General features: G+C 73.1%; 8 protein-coding genes, 1 tRNA gene and 1 other RNA gene. 4 read left to right on the top strand and 6 right to left on the bottom strand.

Annotated elements, in window-relative coordinates; all coding sequences use genetic code 11:
• Nucleotides 1-163: 163 nt before the first annotated feature.
• Together DEJ03_RS02415 and ffs are read right to left on the bottom strand one after the other, a co-directional pair.
• The gene (locus tag DEJ03_RS02415) at nucleotides 164-7,795 is read right to left on the bottom strand and encodes a choice-of-anchor G family protein (protein WP_110863377.1); all 7,632 of its coding nucleotides are present in this window, start codon (nucleotides 7,793-7,795) and stop codon (nucleotides 164-166) included.
• A 233-nt stretch (nucleotides 7,796-8,028) separates the two neighbouring features.
• An RNA gene (gene ffs, locus DEJ03_RS02420) (signal recognition particle sRNA small type) lies at nucleotides 8,029-8,125 on the bottom strand.
• Between the two features lie 37 nt (nucleotides 8,126-8,162).
• Here ffs and DEJ03_RS02425 point away from each other — a divergent pair.
• Nucleotides 8,163-8,837 (top strand): SDR family oxidoreductase, encoded by a 675-nt coding sequence (locus DEJ03_RS02425; protein ID WP_110863378.1) that lies wholly within the window; start codon nucleotides 8,163-8,165, stop codon nucleotides 8,835-8,837.
• An 808-nt stretch (nucleotides 8,838-9,645) separates the two neighbouring features.
• Here DEJ03_RS02425 and DEJ03_RS02430 read toward each other — a convergent pair.
• Nucleotides 9,646-10,842: an acetate/propionate family kinase gene (locus DEJ03_RS02430; protein ID WP_027466390.1), complete on the bottom strand. Its 1,197-nt coding sequence runs from the start codon at nucleotides 10,840-10,842 to the stop codon at nucleotides 9,646-9,648.
• A gap of 49 nt (nucleotides 10,843-10,891) precedes the next feature.
• Nucleotides 10,892-13,000, bottom strand: coding sequence for a phosphate acetyltransferase (gene pta / locus DEJ03_RS02435; protein WP_071405020.1), 2,109 nt, complete (start codon nucleotides 12,998-13,000; stop codon nucleotides 10,892-10,894).
• Between the two features lie 121 nt (nucleotides 13,001-13,121).
• On the opposite strand from pta, the gene DEJ03_RS02440 reads away from it, so the two are divergent.
• Nucleotides 13,122-13,206, top strand: a tRNA-Ser gene (locus tag DEJ03_RS02440).
• Nucleotides 13,207-13,506: 300 nt separating this feature from the next.
• Nucleotides 13,507-14,148: a hypothetical protein gene (locus DEJ03_RS02445; protein ID WP_110863379.1), complete on the top strand. Its 642-nt coding sequence runs from the start codon at nucleotides 13,507-13,509 to the stop codon at nucleotides 14,146-14,148.
• Nucleotides 14,149-14,164: 16 nt separating this feature from the next.
• Here DEJ03_RS02445 and DEJ03_RS02450 read toward each other — a convergent pair whose 3' ends face one another.
• Both DEJ03_RS02450 and DEJ03_RS02455 read right to left on the bottom strand, forming a co-directional pair.
• Entirely contained in the window at nucleotides 14,165-16,159 is a 1,995-nt protein-coding gene (locus tag DEJ03_RS02450; RefSeq protein ID WP_110863380.1) for a helicase HerA-like domain-containing protein, read from the bottom strand.
• Between the two features lie 41 nt (nucleotides 16,160-16,200).
• A complete protein-coding gene (locus DEJ03_RS02455) occupies nucleotides 16,201-17,457 on the bottom strand; it encodes a multidrug effflux MFS transporter (RefSeq protein WP_051596893.1) in 1,257 nt (418 codons plus the stop codon).
• Nucleotides 17,458-17,684: 227 nt separating this feature from the next.
• On the opposite strand from DEJ03_RS02455, the gene DEJ03_RS02460 reads away from it, so the two are divergent.
• On the top strand, nucleotides 17,685-18,266 hold the full coding sequence (locus DEJ03_RS02460; RefSeq protein WP_139179218.1) for a TetR/AcrR family transcriptional regulator: 582 nt from the start codon (nucleotides 17,685-17,687) through the stop codon (nucleotides 18,264-18,266).
• Nucleotides 18,267-18,272: the final 6 nt, after the last annotated feature.

The following is an 18,272-nucleotide window of genomic DNA, read 5'->3' on the forward strand; positions in this document are numbered from 1 at the left end:
CGACAAGGGTAGCCGTCACGACCGACAACCCGCGTGCCCGTCCACAGGTCGTCCTGCCGGGCCGGACCACCCGTCGGCGGTGGGCCGAGCGCCCGGACGGCACCGCGCCTCCCGTCCGTCTGGTCGACGGGCGGGAGGCGCGGTGTGTGACGCTGGTGCGGACTCAGCCGCGGGTGCGGCGACGGAGCCTGCCGGCGAGGCGGGAGAGCCCCAGCAGCAGGAACCCGAGGGCCACCAGGCCCGCCGCGGTGCCGGCGATCGGGACGACGTCCGCGCCGGTCCAGGCGAGGGCACCGGTGCCGTTGCCGGAGCCACCGATCCCGGCGCCGGAGCCGTTCCCGGAGCCACCGCCGATGCCGGTGCCGGTCCCGGTGCCGGAGCCGCCGCCGGTTCCCGGCGTCCCGGGTGCACCCGGCGTTCCGGGGGTCCCGGGCGTCCCAGGCGTTCCGGGGGCCCCGGGCGTCCCAGGCGTTCCGGGCGTCCCCGGGGTGCCGGGCGTGCCCGGCTCCTCCGGGTCGACGGCGTCGTCCATCACCATGACGCGGAGCATCTGCGCCTGCGAGGTGAACCCGCCGACCGACTGGGTGACGCGCAGCATGTGACCGCCGACCGGCAGCGCCACCATGACCCACCACTCGCCGTCCTCGTCGGCCGTCGTGGCGACGGCGTCGCGGCCCATCGGCTGCACGGTGACGGTCGCGCCGGGCTCGGCGGTGCCCGTGACCATCAGGTCGTGGTCACCGTCCTCGTCGGCCATGTACTGCGAACCCGGTGTCGGCGAGGTGACCGCGAGCGGCTCCAGGGTGTCGACCACGATCGGCACCTGCGGCGCTGCCGAGGTCGTGCCGTTCACCGACTGCGTGGCGCTGATCGTCCACTCCCCCTCGGGGACGCGCTCGAACACGACGCTCCATGCACCCTCGTCGTCGGCGGTGGTGGTGCGGACCTGCCCGGTGGACAGGGTCACCGTCACCGCGGCGCCGGGGGTGGCCTGACCGGTCACCGTGAACGAGCCGGTGTCTCCGAAGCCGTCCGCCTGGATCAGCTGCCCGGGGTCGGGGCTCGTGATGACGATGCCCGTCTCCTGCGCAGCGACGACCGTGACGTCGGCGGTCACCGGGTCGGAGGTCCGACCGCCGACCGTCTGCGTCACCGAAACGGTGTGGTCCCCGAGCGGCACGCCACCGATCGTGACCGTCCACGAACCGTCGTCGCCGGCGGTCGTCGTGGCGGTCCGGCCGTCGAGGTCGACCGTGACGGTCGCACCGGGCTCGGCGGTGCCGCTCACCGGGACCGACGTCGTCGACCCCGTGGTCGGGAACGCCTGGCCGTCGGTCGGGCTCGAGATGACGACCGGCGTCGCGGCCGTCACGGTGAAGCCGACCTGCGGAGCGTCGGTGGTGACACCGTCGACCGTCTGGCTGGCGGCGATCGTGTGGGATCCCTCGTCGACGTCCCGCACCGTCACGGACCACGTACCGTCGTCGTCCGCGGTCGTGGTGACCGCGGTGCCGTCGTCGATGCGGACCGAGACGGCGGCGTTCGGTGCCGAGGTGCCGGTCACCCGCACGTCGGTCGAACCGCCGAGCACCCGGTGGTCGGTGCCGTCGGCCGGGCTGGTCACGACGATCGCGTCCGCGGCGGCGGCCACGACGGTCACGTCGCGCTCGATCGCATCGGACGTCGTGCCGTTCACGACCTGGGTGACGACGAGCGTGTGGTCCCCCGCCGGCACGTCGGTCAGCGTGGTTTCCCACCGCCCGTCGGTGCCGACACGGACCACGACCGGGTCGGCGTCGTCGAGGACGACGCGGACCGTCGCGCCGGGCTGACCCTCGCCACCGACCGGGACGGTCGCGGTGGGGTCGGTGCTCGGCACGGTGAACGTGGTGTCGTCGGCCGGGGCGGTGACCGTCAGCGCGGCACCGGGTGCCACGGTGAAGGTGCTGCGCACCACCGCGGACGTCGAGCCGTCGACCGTCTGGGTCGCACGGATCGTGTGCTCGCCGACGGTGGTGTCCGGCAGTTCGACGCTCCAGGTGCCGGCGTCGGTCGCGGTCACGGTCCGGGCGTCGCCGCCGTCGATCGTGACACGGACCTCGGCACCGGGCTCGGCGGCCCCCGCGGCGGTGAGGGTCGCGACGGAGTCGCGCTGGGCGACCCGGATCGTGGTGCCGTCCGCCGGGGTGGCGATCGTGATCGGGTCGGCGACGAGGACGCGGACGTCCACCGTCACCGGCGCGGACTCGGTGCCGTCGATGCGCTGCGTGACGCTCACGGTCGTCGTGCCGGCCGGCACACCGGGGACCGAGACGCTCCACGCGCCGTCGTCGTCCGCGGTGGTCGACTCGGTGCGACCGTCGCCCAGGTCGACCACGATGGTCGCGCCCGGCTCGGCGGTGCCGGCGACGTCGACCGTCGTCGTGCCGTCCCCGTCGGCGACCGTGTACTCCTGGTCGGCCGTCGGCTCGGTGATGACGACGGGCGCACCCGCCTCGATCTCGAACGTCGTCTCGACCGGGGTGGTCGAAGTCGAGCCGTCGACGGTCTGCGTCACCTCGACGGTGTGCTCGCCGACACCGAGGTCCGGCACGTCGACGCTCCACGAGCCGTCGTCACCGGCGGTGACCTCGACGGGGTCGCGGTCGTCGACGGTGACCGTCACCGTGGCGCCGGGCTGGGCGTCCCCGGCGACCGTCACGGTCGTCGTCGCGTCGCCGTCGGCCACCGTGATGGGGTCGTCACCGGGCTCACGGATGGTGAGGTCCGCGGCGGCGACCACGGACACCGGTCGTTCGACCGCGGCACTCGTGGTGCCGTTCAGGGCCTGCGTGACCGAGGCCGTGAACGAGCCGGTCGGCACGTCCTCGACCGTTGTCGCCCAGCGGCCGTCCTCGTCCACGGTCGCCGTGGCACTCCCGCCGTCGCCGAGGTCGACCGTGACGGTGGCGCCCGGCTCACCGGTGCCAGCGAAGTCGACCCCGGTGGTGGCGTCGTCGTCCGCCGCCGTGACGGTGGTGGCACCCCGCGGAGTGGACACGACGAGCGGGGCTCCGGCACGGACCGACACCCCCGCTGTCACCGGCGTCGAGGTCTGCCCGCCGACGACCTGCGTCGCGGTGACGCGGTGGTCACCGACCGGGACGTCCTGGAAGGTGGTCTCCCACCGGCCGTCCTCGTCCGCGGTCACCGTCTCGGTCTCGCCGGTCGAGATCCGGACCGTCACCTCGGCGTCGGGCTGCGCCCGACCGGTCACCTCGACGTCGGCGGTGCCGGACGTGTCGGCGACCGTCAGGACGTCGCCGTCCTCCGGGGTCACGATGGCGAGCGCGGTCCCGGCCCGCACCGTGACGGTCTGGTCCGGACTGGAGGCGGTGGTCCCGCCGACCGTCTGGCTGGCGGTGAGCGTCGGGGTGCCGACACCGACCCCGCCGAACGTGACCGTCCAGTCGCCGTCCGCGTCCGCGGTGGTGGTCGCCTCGTCGTCGCCGAGTCGCACCGTCACCGGCGCGCCCGGCTCCGCCGAACCCGTGACGACGACGTCGCGCGTCGCGTCCGCGTCCGGCACGAGGAGGACCACTTCGGTCCCCGGTGCGGTGATCGTGACGGCGTCGGCAGCCTCGATCGTGACCGTGCGTTCGACGGGGTCGGAGGTGCGCGGGTCGGAGACGGTGCCGGCCAGGGTCTGGGTGACCGTGACCTGGTGCTCGTCGACACCGAGGTCGGGGAACGTGACCGACCACGTGCCGTCGGCACCGACCGTCGTCTCCTGGTCCTCGGAGCCGGCGAGGGTCGCCGTGACCGCGGCGCCGGGCTGGCCGGTGCCGGTGACCGTGACGTCGCGCACGACGTCCGGTCCGGCGACCGTGATCGGGTCCGTGGCCGGACCGGTGATCGTCAGCGCGTTGGCCGTGACGACCTCGAAGGTGATCGGGACGGCGCTCGTCACAACGTCCTCGACCTCCTGGCTTGCGGACGCCGTGTACACGCCGGTCGGGGCGAGACCGGTGGCGTCGACCGCCCACCGCCCGTCGTCGTCAGCCGTGGTGGTGAACCGGGTGCCGGGGCCGACCGAGACGGTCACCGCGGCGCCGGGCTCGGCCGTGCCGGTGATCCGGACGGTCGCGGTGGCGTCGGCGTCGACCACGACGAAGCGTGCGCCGCTCGCCGGGGTGTCGATGACGATGGCGTTGCCGGGGACCACGGTGAAGTCACGCGTGACCACCGGGCCCTCGGTGCCGTTCACGGTCTGCACGGCCTCGACGGTGTGCTCACCGATGCCGAGCTGCGTGGTCGGGAGCTCCCAGTTGCCGGCCGTGTCCGTGACGACCTCGACGGGGTCGCCCTCGTCGATCGTGACGGCGACGGTCGCGCCGGGCTCCGCGGTGCCGCGGACGACCACGTTGGCCTGCCCACCGGTGCCGGCGGGCACCTGCTGGGCGTCACCCGGTGCCACGATGACGAGCTCGTCGCCGGCCTCGACCGCGAAGTCACGGTCGACCGGTGCCGAGGTCGCGCCGTCGACGGTCTGGGTGACCGTCGCGGTGTGGTCGCCGGTGCCGACGTCGGTGAGGACCACCGACCAGGTGCCCTGCGGGTTCGCGGTGGTGGACACCGCGTCGCCGTCGTCCAGGACGACCTCGATGCGGGCACCGGGCTGCGCGGTGCCCCGCACGGTGACGTCGACGACGGAGTCGTCGGTCGCGACCGTGACGGTGGCGTCCTGCGCCGGAGCGGTGACGGCGAGCGGAGCGCCCGCCTGCACCGTGACGACCTGGCGGACGGCCGGCGAGGTGGTCCCGCCGACGGTTTGCGTCGCCGAGATCGTGTACCGACCGACCGGGACGTCGGTGACGGTCAGCGTCCAGGTGCCGTCGTCGTCGGCCGTCGTGGTGGCGGTCAGTCCGTCGCCGAGCGAGACCCGCACCTCGGCGCCGGCCTCGGCCGTGCCGGCCAGGTCGAGGTCGGTGGTGGTGTCGGCGTCGAGGACCGTGACCACGTCGCCGTCCTCCGGCGAGGTGATCGCGAGCGGCTCGCCCGCCTCGACGGTGAAGGTGGTCTCGACCGGGCCGGACGTGGTGCCGTCGACGCTCTGCCGCGCCGTCGCGGTGCGCTCACCGACCGGGACCCCCACGAACGTGGTCGTCCACGCGCCGTCCTCGTCGGCGGTGACCGCGGCGGTGAAGGAACCACCGATGCCGACGGTGACCCGGGCGTTCGGGGCGGCCGAGCCGGACACCGTCACCGGGGTGGTCGAGCTCTCGTCGGCGACGGTGATGGTGCTGCCGTCGGCCGGCTCGTCGATGGTGAGCCCGGGCGCAGCCGTCACGGTGAAGTCCCGGGTGACCGGGGCGCTCGTGGTGCCGCCGACGGTCTGGGTGACCTCGGCGGAGTACTCCCCGGCCGGGACGTCCGTGACGCTCGTCGACCAGGTGCCGTCGGCGTTCGCGCGGGTGGTGGTGGTCAGGCCGTCACCGAGGTCGACGTCCACGCGGGCCCCGGCCTGTGCGCTGCCGGAGAACGGGACGGACCGGGTGTCGCCGGCGAGCGGGAAGTCCTGGTCCGCCGTGGGGGTGTCGACGGTCAGGCCGGCCGCGGCCACGACCCGGAAGGACCGGGTCACGGGTGCCGAGGTCGTGTCGCCGACGGTCTGCGTGACGCTCGCCGTCTGCTCGCCCACCGGGACCTCGGGGACGGTGACGCTCCAGGCGCCGGCGTCGTCCGCCGTGCCCGTCGCGGTCACGCCGTCGCCCAGGTCGACGCTGATGCGCGCGTTCGCCGTCGCGGTGCCCGTCAGGGTGACCGGGGCGGTCTCCCCCGTGGTGGTGAAGGTCTGACCGGCCGTGGGCGTGGTGATCGTCAGGGCGCGCTGGGCGACGACGGAGAAGTCCTGCGTCGCGGTGCCCGCCGCGGTGCCGCCGACCGTCTGGGTCGCGGTCGCGGTGTACGCACCGGTGGGGACGTCGGCGATGGTCGTCGTCCAGGTCCCGTCGGCAGCGACGGTCGCGGTGCCGGTCCGGTCCCCGCCGAGGCTGACGGCCACGCTGGCGCCGGGCTCTCCGGCCCCGCTCACGACGACGCTGCGGGTCGAGGTCGCCGACGGCACCGTGAACTGCTGTCCGGCCGTGGGCGCCGTGATGGTCGGAGCCGCGAACGCCGTGGCGCGCACGGTCGAGGTGGCGAGGTCCACGGTGGCGACGTTCGCCCCGGGGAGCACGGAGAGCCGCAGGGCGTGCACGCTCCGCGATCCGGTGTCGTACCCGCGGGGGTCCCGGAAGCCCGTGGTGTCCTGCGCGTTCACGGTGAGGTCGACGACCTGACGGAGCAGCAGCACGACGGGGCTCAGCAGGGTGGAGACGGCCGAGGTCGTCGCCGTGAGCGTCGTGCCGAGGTTCGTCAGGGCCGTCCCCGTCACCAGGGGACGCACGATGGTCTGCAGTGCCGGGACGACGACGGTGTTGACCGCCGGGGCGAGCAGGGTGCCGAGCGCGTTCAGGCCGAGGGGGCCACCGGTCGCGGTCACCGTCGCAGTGGCAGGGGACGTGCCGGCGAGGGCGCCGAGCGTGGTGTCCGCGCGCAGCGCGAGTCCGGCGAGCGGGAGGCCGGCCGCGTTGACGTTCGCGGTGACGTTCACCCGCACGGCGGTCGAGTTGATCGTGTTGACGACCGCGGTCTGCAGGGCCGTCGGCAGCTGGGTGCCGAGGATCGTCGTGATGCTCCGGTTGATCGAGCTCACGGCCGCCTTGGTCAGTACCGACGTGTTCGCCGGCTGGCCGTTCAGCGTGGTGAGCTGGTCGAGGTCGACCGTGATCGCGCCCGTCGCCGGTGTGATCGTCACGGCGCCGTCGGTCAGGGGTTCCTGCAGGACCCGGGTCAGGGTGTCGTCGAGGTTCAGGTCCACGGTCGCGGTGACGTTCGTGCCGTTGACGTTCACCAGGCCGAGGGTCGTGCCACGGAGCAGCCGCTGGATGTCGGCGGTCAGGGCGGTCGTGGTGCCGGAGAGGGCACCGTTCGCGCCGACCGCGGAGTTCACCGTGCCCGAGAAGGTGCGCAGGTCGTTCCGGAGCGCGGTGCTGAGTCCGGCGATGGCCGGGCTCGTCAGGTTCAGGTCCGCGCCGGCGATCCGGTAGTCCGTCGTCGTCCCGACCGTGGTGCCGCGCGTCGCCTGGATCCGGGACGCCAGGGCCCCGACCCGCAGCTGCGCGTTCGACAGCACCGTGGTGTCGGCGCCGACGCGCGAGAACAGCGGGTTGAGGTCGAGCGTCGCGGCGCCGGTGCCGGACCCCGTGCCGACCCCGATGCCGCCGTCGTTCGTCAGGAGCCCCGACGACGCGGTCGCACCCGTGGCCGAGGTCGTGGCGTACTGACCGTCGACGCCGAGGGTCAGGATGCCGTTCGGGCCCAGCAGGTTGATGTCGTTGCCGAGGTCCACCCCGACCGCGTTGAGCGCCGTCAGGTTGAGCGGCTGGTTCGTGGTGCCGCCGCCCGAGGTCGCACCCCGCGCGGAGTACGCGCCGCCGAGCTGGGCGACCGCGTCGGCGTTCACGATGCCGGAGCCGCTGAGCAGCAGCCCCTCGGCCTCGGCGACGTCGGTCTGGGCGGCCGCAGCGGGTTGGATCGCCACGGTGGCGGCGATGAGCGCCGTCACCGTGGCGACGACGCCGCCGCGCAGGAGGAACCGCCGACCGTCCGTCGCTCGTCCTCGAGCTCGGCCGTCGGCGCGGGTGATCCGTCGTGTCCGTTCGTCCGCTGCGGAGGATACGGGGGTACCGGGCAGCGACGCGTGCCTGCGCATGCGTGTCTCTTTTCCTGGCGGGCGCGCCCGCCACCTGATCCTCGGAATCCACCGCTGGTGAGGCGGCGGAGGCTCCTCCGCTGGTGAGGCGGTGGAGGGTCGGAACCCTGGTTGGGGATTCCTGAGGCAGATCTTTACACATGATCAGGAAGCTGTCCGCAAGCATCGACGAAAAAGGACGCGAGACCTCCCGAACGGGGGGGGGACACCGGGGAGCCGACTCGACCCGGAACGAAGAAGACTCCTCACGCACCCGCCAGAGCCTGGTTACCCTTGCTGCGTTTCCGCCCTGGGGGAGTTGGCCTGGATGGCGTCACGTGAGGAGCCGCCGAGAAGTCTACCGGACGCGACGGGCAGACTCGAACACATGAAGATCGCCATCGCCGGAGGACACGGCCAGATCGCCCTGCTCCTCGCCCGCCAGATCACCGACGCCGGCCACGATGCCGTCGCGATCGTCCGCAACCCCGCGCACGTGGCCGACGTCGAGCAACAGGGGGCGCGTGCGATCGTCGCAGACCTGGAGCAGCTCGGCGACGACGACCTCGCGCTCCGCCTGCGCGCTGTCGATGCCGTGGTGTTCGCCGCCGGTGCCGGGCCGAACAGCGGCGCCGAACGGAAGCTCACCGTCGACCGCGACGGTGCGATCCTGCTCGCCGACGCCGCCGAGCGTGCTGGCATCGAGCGGTACGTGATGATCTCCGCGATGGCGGCCGACACCTACGACCCCGAGCTCGCCGTCGTGCCAGCGCAGGACGACGCCGCGGTGTTCCAGGTCTACCTGCGGGCGAAGGCCGAGGCGGACGCGAACCTGCGGGCCCGACGCCTCCGCTGGACGATCGTGCGTCCCGGCGGCCTGCTCGACACGCCGCCGCAGGGCACGGTCCACGTCGGCCGGACGGTGCCGCGCGGCTCGATCCCCCGCGCGGATGTCGCGACCGTCGTCCTGCACGCACTGCTCGACGACGCCGCGGTCGGCGTGCAGTTCGAGGTCACCAGCGGCGACACCCCGATCCCGGCGGCGCTGAACGCGCTCACCTGACCGGTCCGCGCGTCGCGCACCGTGCGCGCTTCGTCACACCGTGCGAGCTCCTCGCCGAAGGTGCCGGGCCGTGCACCGTGCGCCCCTGCTCACCCCGTGCGCACTTCCGCGCCCCGTGCCGCGCTGCAAGCGCGCACCCACCAGGCAACCCCGCGCCAGCCGACGAACGCCGCACCATGCGCCGGACGCGACCCACGGGCGGACGGGAGGCACGGCGCCAGCCCGCCCCGTGCCTCCCGTCCGCACCGTGCGCGCCTGCTCACCCCGTGCGGACTTCCACGCCCCGTGCCGCGCTGCAAGCGCGCACCCAACAGGCGCCCCCGCACCGTGCGCACCTACTCACCCCGTGCGGACTTCCACGCCCCGTGCCGCGCTGCAAGCGCGCACCCAACAGGCAACCCCGCACCCACCGACGAACGCCACACCGTGCGCCGCGACGCGACCCACCGGCGGACGGGAGGCACGGAGCCCGCCCGCCCCGCGCCTCCCGTCCGCACCGTGCGCACCTACTCACCCCGTGCGCACTTCCGCGCCCCGTGCCGCGCTGCAAGCGCGCACCCAGCAGGCAGCCCCGCACCATGCGCCGGACGCGACCCACGGGCGGACGGGAGGCACGGTGCCAGCCCGCCCCACGCCTCCCGTCCGCACCGTGCGCACCTGCTCACCCCGTGCGGACTTCCGCGCCCCGTGCCGCGCTGCAAGCGCGCACCCACCAGGCAACCCCGCACCAGCCCACGAACACCGCACCGTGCCGTCGCAACGCCCCGACGCCGCACCGCCGCGCCGCGCGGCGGCACGGCGCCACGCGTCAGAGCGCGACCGCAGCCGACTGCCGGGCGATCTCCAGCTCCTCGTTCGTCGGGATCACGAGCACCGCGACCCGTGAGCCGTCGGTGGAGATGCGGCGGGCGTCCCGCGATGCCAGCTCGTTCCGGTCCGGATCGATCTCGATGCCCAGGTGCTCGAGCCCCGCGAGCACGCGCCGCCGCAGCAGCGCGTTGTTCTCGCCGACCCCCGCGGTGAACACGACCGCGTCGAGCCCGCCGAGCTGCGCCGTGTAGGCACCCACGTACCGACGGATGCGGTGGCGGTACACGGCGAGCGCCGCCTCCGCCTGCTCGTCGCCCTTGGTGGCGGCGTCCTGCACGTCGCGCATGTCACCGTTGCCGGTCAGGCCGAGCAGGCCGGACCGCTTGTTGAGCATGGTGTCGAGCTCGTCGAAGGTCATCCCGGCCTCGCGGTGCAGGTGGATGAGCACCGCGGGGTCGAGGTCACCGGAGCGGGTGCCCATGACGAGCCCCTCGAGCGGGGTGAGGCCCATCGAGGTCTCGATGGACTTGCCGCCGTCGATCGCCGCGACCGAGGCGCCGTTGCCCAGGTGCAGCACGATCGTCTTGAGCTCGGCGAGCGGCCGGTCGAGGAACTCCGCGGCCTGCTCGGAGACGTACTTGTGGCTGGTGCCGTGCATGCCGTAGCGGCGGATCCCGTACTCGGCGGCCAGGTCGGCGGGGATCGCGTACGTGTACGCGTGCGGGGGCATGGTCTGGTGGAACGCGGTGTCGAACACGGCGACGTGCGGGACGTCCGAGAAGACCTGCTTCGCGGCGCGGATCCCCTCGAGGTTCGCGGGGTTGTGCAGCGGCGCGAGGCTGTTGAGGTCCTCGATCTGCTGCTCGACCTGGTCCGTGACGACCGTCGCACGGTCGAAGGTGGTGCCGCCGTGCACGACGCGGTGGCCGACGACGGCGGGCGGGTGCTCGTCGAACGACGGCCCGACCTTCGCGAACGCGTCGATCATCGCCTGGAACCCGGCCGCGTGGTCGGGCACCGACGCGGCGTCGTTGGACGACGACTCCCCCGTCAGCGCGTTGGTGTGCTTCCAGGCCCCGGCGGACTCGCCGATGCGCTCGACGAGCCCGGAGGCGAGCGTGCGCTCGTCCTCGAGTTCGATGAGCTGGTACTTGAACGAACTCGAGCCGGAGTTGACGACGAGGGCTGCGGTCACGGGGTGGTCACTTTCTGTCGGGCCTGGAGGCGCGGTGCGGGTCGGGCGGTCAGGCCGCGTCGGTCGCGGTGCCGGCCTGGATCGCGGTGATCGCGACGGTGTTCACGATGTCGCCCACCAGGGCGCCGCGCGACAGGTCGTTGATCGGCTTGCGCAGGCCCTGCAGGACCGGGCCGATCGCCACGGCGCCGGCCGAGCGCTGCACGGCCTTGTACGTGTTGTTGCCGGTGTTGAGGTCCGGGAAGATGAACACCGTTGCGCGGCCGGCGACCGGGGAGTCCGGCATCTTCGTCGACGCGACCGTGGGGTCGGCTGCGGCGTCGTACTGGATCGGGCCCTCGACGAGCAGGTCGGGTCGGCGTTCCCGCACGAACGCGGTGCCGGCGCGCACCTTGTCGACGTCGGCGCCGGAGCCGCTGTCGCCGGTGGAGTAGCTGAGCATCGCGACGCGGGGGTCGATGCCGAACTGGGTCGCGGTCTCGGCGGACGAGATCGCGATGTCGGCGAGCTGCTCGCTCGTCGGGTCCGGGATCACCGCGCAGTCGCCGTAGACGAGCACGCGGTCGGCGAGCGCCATCAGGAACACGCTCGACACGATCGAGGTGTCCGGACGGGTCTTGATGATCTCGAACGACGGGCGGATCGTGTGCGCCGTGGTGTGCTTCGCGCCGGAGACCATGCCGTCGGCGAGCCCGAGCTGCACCATCATCGTGCCGAAGTACGAGACGTCGGTGACGGTGTCACGGGCGAGCTCGATCGACATCCCCTTGTGGGCGCGGAGCCGGGTGTACTCCTCGGCGAAGCGCTCCCGGAGCTCTGGGTCGAACGGGGACACGAGCTGCGCGGCCTCGAGGTCGAGGCCGAGCTCGGTCGCCCGCGTGCGGATCGCCGCCGGGTCGCCGAGGATCGTCAGCTCGCAGACCTGGCGCTGCAGCAGGGTGGAGGCGGCGCGGAGGATGCGGTCGTCCTCGCCCTCGGGCAGGACGATGCGCTTGCCGTAGCTGCGGGCGCGGTCGAGCAGGCCGTGCTCGAACATCAGCGGGGTGACGACGCCGGACGGGGCGAGCTGCAGGCGGTCGCGCAGGGCCTCGGCGTCGACGTGCTGCTCGAACAGGGCGAGCGCGAGGTCGGCCTTCCGGGGCGAGTCCGCGGCCAGGCGGCCACGGGTCTGGGTGATCCGGAGGGCGGTGTCGTACGTGCCGAGGTCGTTCTGCGCGATCGGCAGCGAGCTCGACAGGCCCTCGAGCAGCCGCGACACCTGCGGGGCGATCTCGAACCCGCCGTTCAGGATGACGCCGGCCAGGCTCGGGAACGTCTCGGACTGGTTGGCGAGCAGCGTGGCGATGAGGACGTCGCTCCGGTCACCCGGGACGACGACGATGCCGCCCTCGATCAGCCGGGGCAGCACGTTCTCCATGCTCATTCCCGCGACGACGGTGCCGAGGGCCTCGCGGTCGAGCAGGGCGTCGTCACCGCGGACCAGGGTGGCGCCGGTGGCCTGCAGCAGGGCACGGACGGTCGGGGCGACGAGCACGCGGTCCTCGGGGATCGCCCACACCGGGACGTCCGGGTGGTCGTCGTGCACGGCCTGCTCGACGCTCGTCACGATGGCGGCGAGGGCGTCCGGGTCGGCACGGTTCACCACGACACCGAACAGCTGCGCGTGTGCCGCCCGCAGCTCGCTCGTCGTGACGTCCGCCACCTGCGCCATGCCCTCGGGGGTGCGGGCCGCACGTTCGGCGGCGTCGCGGCCACCCAGCACGAGGAGCACCGGAGCGCCGAGGTTCGCGGCGACCTTCGCGTTGAAGGACAGCTCGGTGGGGCTGCCCACGTCGGTGTAGTCGGACCCGAGCACCACGACGGCGTCGCACTGCCGCTCGACCTGGGCGAATCGGGTGACGATGGTGCCGAGCGCCGCCTCGGGGTCGGCGTGCACGTCGTCGTAGGTGACCCCGACCGCGTCGTCGTACGAGATGCCGACGGCCGTGTGCTGCAGCAGCAGCTCGAGCACGTAGTCGGGTTCGACGACCGATCTGGCGACGGGCCGGAACACGCCGACGCGGCCGACGGACCGGGCGAGGGTCTCGAGGACACCGAGGGCGACGGTGCTCTTGCCCGTGTGCCCTTCTGCTGACGTGATGTAGATGCGGGTCGACACGAGGCCCAGGGTAGTCGCCGCACATGTCACGACATCTGGGAGCACCGTCGCCGACGACACGCGGTCGTGAGCACCTCGGAGAACCTGTACCATTGGGTGTCGCCGTCGCGAGACGGTGTCAGGAGAATTCGCCTAGTGGCCTATGGCGCACGCTTGGAAAGCGTGTTGGGTGCAAGCCCTCGGGGGTTCGAATCCCCCATTCTCCGCAGCGAGCAACACCGAACCACCACGAAGGACCCGCACCGATCGGTGCGGGTCCTTCGTCGTTCCACAGTCGATCGGTCCCCCACCCTGCGGACGAGCGCGTGCCCTGTTCCCCCTCGGTTGGCCGGGAAACGCCGACCAGGGGTGGAACGGGCTGTCCCCGGTACCCGCCGGTCGCCTATGCTGGCCGAGCGAACGGCTCCGGGACGAGCCGACCGCGGTGCATCGAGCGGCAGGGGCGTCGCTCGGAGGGCGTGCTGATCAGCGTGCCCGGAACACCCGAGGGGACGAGGAGACGCGCCATGGGGGACACCACCGTGCCCGCAGTGCCCGTGCGGCCCGCCGTCTTCGACACGGTCCTCCGCCCGCGCCGGTCCCTCGTCCGTTCCACCGCGCTGAGCATCGCCTTCTCGGCAGTGCCGCTCGCCGTCGCCCTGGTCTGGGTCTCGTTCCCGTTCCGCACGTGGGCCGTGTTCGCCGGGATCGTCGTCGCGATGGCCGCGGCCGTCGGCATCGTGTTCGTCCGACTGCACACCGCGTTCATCGGGATCGACGACGACGGCCTGACGATCCGCGGGGTCCTCACGGCGCACCGGCGGATCCCCCGCGAGCGCGTGCACAGCCTGGTGCTCGCCACGACCTTCGGCTCGTCGGTGGACCGGACCGTCCGGGAACTCGTCGCGTTCGACCGGACCGGCACCCACCTCTTCCGGCTCCGCGCCGACGTGTGGGGCGACGACGGGCTCGACCGGGTCGTCGACGCGCTCGGCGTGCAGGTCGTCGAAGAGTCGCGGCCGGTCTCCGCCCGCACCTTCGCGAAGCGCTACCCGACGAGCCGCGCCTGGTACGAGCAGCGGTCGGCGTTCCTGCTCGTGGGTGGCCTCGTCGTGCTGGTCGTCGGCGGGCTGCTCGCCGTCGAGTTCGCCGGCCTCAACGCCCGCTGACCCACCGGCGGACCCGTCAGCGCCGACGCCGCAGCGTCGAGAAGATCCCGCGCACCACTTCCTTCGCGATGGTCCCGCCCAGCCCGGAGCCGAGCAGGTCCGACAGCGGGTCCCCCGCGGATCGTCGGGTCCCGGATCGCCGCGTCCCGCCCGACCGGCCGGAGCCGCCGGACCGATCGGAACGCCGCGCTTCCGACGCTCGCTCGGCCCGCTCGAATTCCCGCTGCTGCCGCTCGTACTCCTGCTGGGCATCCGCCGACGCGTCCGCCGCGGCGGCGGCGGCCTCGTCGGCTGCAGCGGCGGCGTCGGAAGCAGCGGCCGCCGCCTCCATCCGGCGCGCGAGCACCTCGCGGGCCGAGTCCGGATCGACGCGGGTGCCGTAGGTCGCCAGGAGCGGTGAGGCCTGCACCCGTGCGGCCATCTCGTCGGCCGGCATCGGGTCCATCGACCCCTGGGGTGCGCGCAGCCGGGTCCACGCGACGGGGGTCGGCGCGCCCCGCTCGTTCATCACCGTGACGATGGCCTCGCCGGTCGCGAGCGACGTGAGCACCTCGCCCAGGTCGTAGTCGCTCGTCGGGTAGGTCGACACCGTCGCCCGGAGCGCCTTCGCGTCGTCCGGGGTGTGGGCGCGGAGCTGGTGCTGGATGCGCGACCCGAGCTGCGCCAGCACGTCGTTCGGCACGTCCTTCGGGGTCTGCGTCACGAAGAAGACCCCGACGCCCTTCGACCGGATGAGCCGCACGGTCCGCACGATCTGCTCGGTGAAGTCCTTCGACGCCCCGGTGAACAGCAGGTGCGCCTCGTCCAGGAAGAACACCAGCTTCGGCTCGTCCTGGTCGCCGACCTCCGGCAGCTCGTTGAACAGGTCCGCCAGCAGCCACATCAGGAACGTCGAGAAGACCTCCGGCCGGTCCTGCACACCGGGCACCTCGAGCAGGCTGACGATCCCCCGCCCGTCCGCCGCCGTCCGCAGGAACACCTGCGTGTCGATCTCGGGCTCGCCGAAGAACTGGTCGGCACCTTGGTCAGCGAAGGTGACGAGCTCCCGCAGGATCACCCCGGCGGTCTGCTTCGACAGGCCCCCGAGCTCGGCGAGTTCCCCCTTGCCCTGCTCGCTCACCAGGAACGTCAGCACGCTCCGCAGGTCGTCGAGGTCCACCAGCGCGAGACCCTGCTGCGTGGCGTAGTGGAACACCAGACCGAGCGAGGACTCCTGCGTGTCGTTCAGCCCGAGCACCTTCGACAGCAGCAGCGGCCCGAAGCCCGAGACGGTGGCGCGGATCGGCACGCCGGTGCCCTGCCCGCCCAGCGAGAACAGCTCGGCCTGGCTCGCGACACCCTGCCACTGCTGGCCGATGCCCGCGGTGCGGTCGAGCAGCTTGTCGTTCGCATGCCCCGCGACGGCCAGACCCGACAGGTCGCCCTTCACGTCGGCGGCGAACACCGGCACCCCGTTCGCCGCGATCTGCTCGGCGAGCACCTGCAGCGTGCGGGTCTTGCCGGTGCCGGTCGCCCCGGCCACCAGCCCGTGCCGGGTCAGCATCGCGAGCGGGATCCGGACCTGCACCTCGGGCACCGCTGCGCCGTTGACCAGGGCACCGAGTTCGATCGCGCCTCCGTCGACGGCGTAGCCGTCACGGATGGCCGCGACCGCGTCCGGTCCGAGCGGGCCAGCTTCGGCACGGACGGGAGGCACGGTGCCGGTCGCCGCCGTCGCCACCGGATCCGGGGCGGTCGCGTCGACCGCCGCGGCAGGGGTGGTGGGAGCCGGTGCGGCCGCAGGGGCGGGCTCCGCGTCGGGCGCGAGCCGCGCCTCCAGGCCGGTGGGTGGCGGGGACCCGACGACCGCGGGTTCCGCGTCCGCGGTGAGGACAGCCTGCTCCTCCGCCGCCAGTGCGGCGGCGAGCTCCTCGGCTCGCCGCGCCGCTTCGTCGGCGAGCCGACGTGCCTCGTCGGCGGCCTGTCTCGCTGCCTCGGCAGCCGCTCGTGCCCGCTCCGTCGCGTCGCTCATGGGCACAGCCTAGGGACCGGAGCCCGCGGCGGTCCGGGTCGTCAGTGCGTCAGCGCGGGGACCGTCCGCGGTCGGACCACGAACCAGAGCATCAGGATCGCGACGGCGGCGGTCGACGCCATCACCATCGCCATCGGGGTGGCCGTCGTGATGCCGAGCCAGCCGACCACCGGCGAGATGAGCCCGGCGACGCCGAAGTTCAGGGCGCCGAGCACCGAGGCGGCTGTTCCCGCCTCTTTCCCGTGGGCGGCGAGACCGATGACCTGCACGAGCGGGAACGAGAACCCGCACGCGGCGATGAAGAACCACAGCGGGACGAGCACGCCGACCAGACCGGCCCCGAGCTGGTCGAGCACGATGATCGCGAGCGACGCCAGCAGCAGGGTCGCGGTCGAGCACGCCAGGATCCACTGCGGACCGACCCGCTGGGCGAGCCGCGACGAGATCTGCACGCCGAGGACGACCCCGACCGAGTTGACGGCGAAGAGCAGCCCGTACTGCTGCGCGTCGAGCCCGTAGACCTGCTGGAACAGGAACGGTGACGCGCTGAGGTACGAGAACAGTCCGCTGAACACCATGGCGCCGATGAGCGCGACGCCGACGAAGATCCGGTCGGAGAACAGCGCCTTGTAACGCTGGCCGATGGTGGAGTGTCCGGCCTCGTGCCGACGGGCCGGGGGCAGGGTCTCGACGATGAGCAGGATCGACGCGATGACCACCGCCAGGCCGTAGCAGGCGAGGAAGACGAAGATGCCGCGCCAGCTGGTGAACTGCAGCATCTGCGAACCGATGAGCGGCGCGAGGATCGGTGCGAGGCCGTTCACCATCGCCAGGCGGGACAACATGCGGACCAGCGGCTTGCCGCCGAAGAGGTCACGCACCGTCGCCATCGCGACGACACCGCCGGCTGCGGCGCCCATGCCCTGCAGCACGCGGAACACCGCGAGCAGCTCGATGTCCGGCGCGGTCGCGGCGCCTATCGACGCGGCGATGTGCACCGTCGTCGCGATGATCAGCGGCAGTCGACGGCCCACCTTGTCGCTCCACGGGCCGACCAGGAGCTGCCCGATGGCGAAGCCGAGCGTCGTCGCGGTGAGCGTCAGCTGGACCGCGCCGTCGGTGACGCTGAACTGGTCCTTGATCGCCGGGAACGCCGGCAGGTACAGGTCGATCGTGAACGGACCGAGCGCCGTGAGGGCGCCCAGGACGAAGACGTAGACGAGCCGCTGCCCGCGGGAGAGCGAGTCTCCCGGGTGCAGGACGACCCGGAGCGAACCGGTGGTGGCGGGCGCGGTCACGAGACAGGAGTCCTTCGACGATGAGGGGGCGGGGGGTGATCGCGGGTCGATCGAATCGATTCGTCCGCGGAACCATCCTACGGTCGCCGGTGCGTGCTCGGCGCCGCCGGTGCGGGCCGCCCGCGTGAAGCGGCTGGTGCTGCCCCTCGGCCCGGCGCGGACCATGCGGTAGCGTCGGGTTGCTCGGGGGCCTTCCGGGTGAAGCGGATCAGAAGGGGGTGGGCGTCATGGTGGATGCCCGGATCCTGCACACCACTGCAGCGCTGCGCGAGGCGATCCTGCGACTCGCCGCGGACCGACCGGTCTCGGAGATCACCGTCGCCGACGTCACGCGTGCCGCCGGCATCAACCGGGCCACGTTCTACTCGCACGCCGTCTCCCCCGGGTCGCTGCTCGCCGACGTCCTGACGCCGGAACTCGACCGCATCCGGCAGGACGACGCCGACGAGCGCCGGGCCGCCGCCGACCGGGGCGCCGGGGCCGATGAGCTCGCAGCCATCACCCGGCGCGGCATCAACGCCGTTGTCGAGCACGTGACCACGCACCGCGACATCTACGGCAAGGCGCTGCCGGACCCGAACGACGCGTCGCTGCACCGGCTGCTCGTCGAGCACTTCACGGTGTCGAGTGCCCTGCACATCCGCGAGCTCGATCCCGCACGCCGGCCCGAGCTGCTCGACGACGTCGCCGCGGGGTTCGTGGCGCAGGGCTTCGTCGGCGCGATCGAGGCCTGGCTCGCCGGGCCCCGCCGGTCGCGGAAGGCGCTGGTCGAGACGATCACGCTGTCGTTCCCGGCGTGGTGGAGCTGAGCGGAC

The sequence above is a fragment of the Curtobacterium sp. MCLR17_043 genome (assembly GCF_003224215.1).
Classification (GTDB): domain Bacteria; phylum Actinomycetota; class Actinomycetes; order Actinomycetales; family Microbacteriaceae; genus Curtobacterium; species Curtobacterium flaccumfaciens.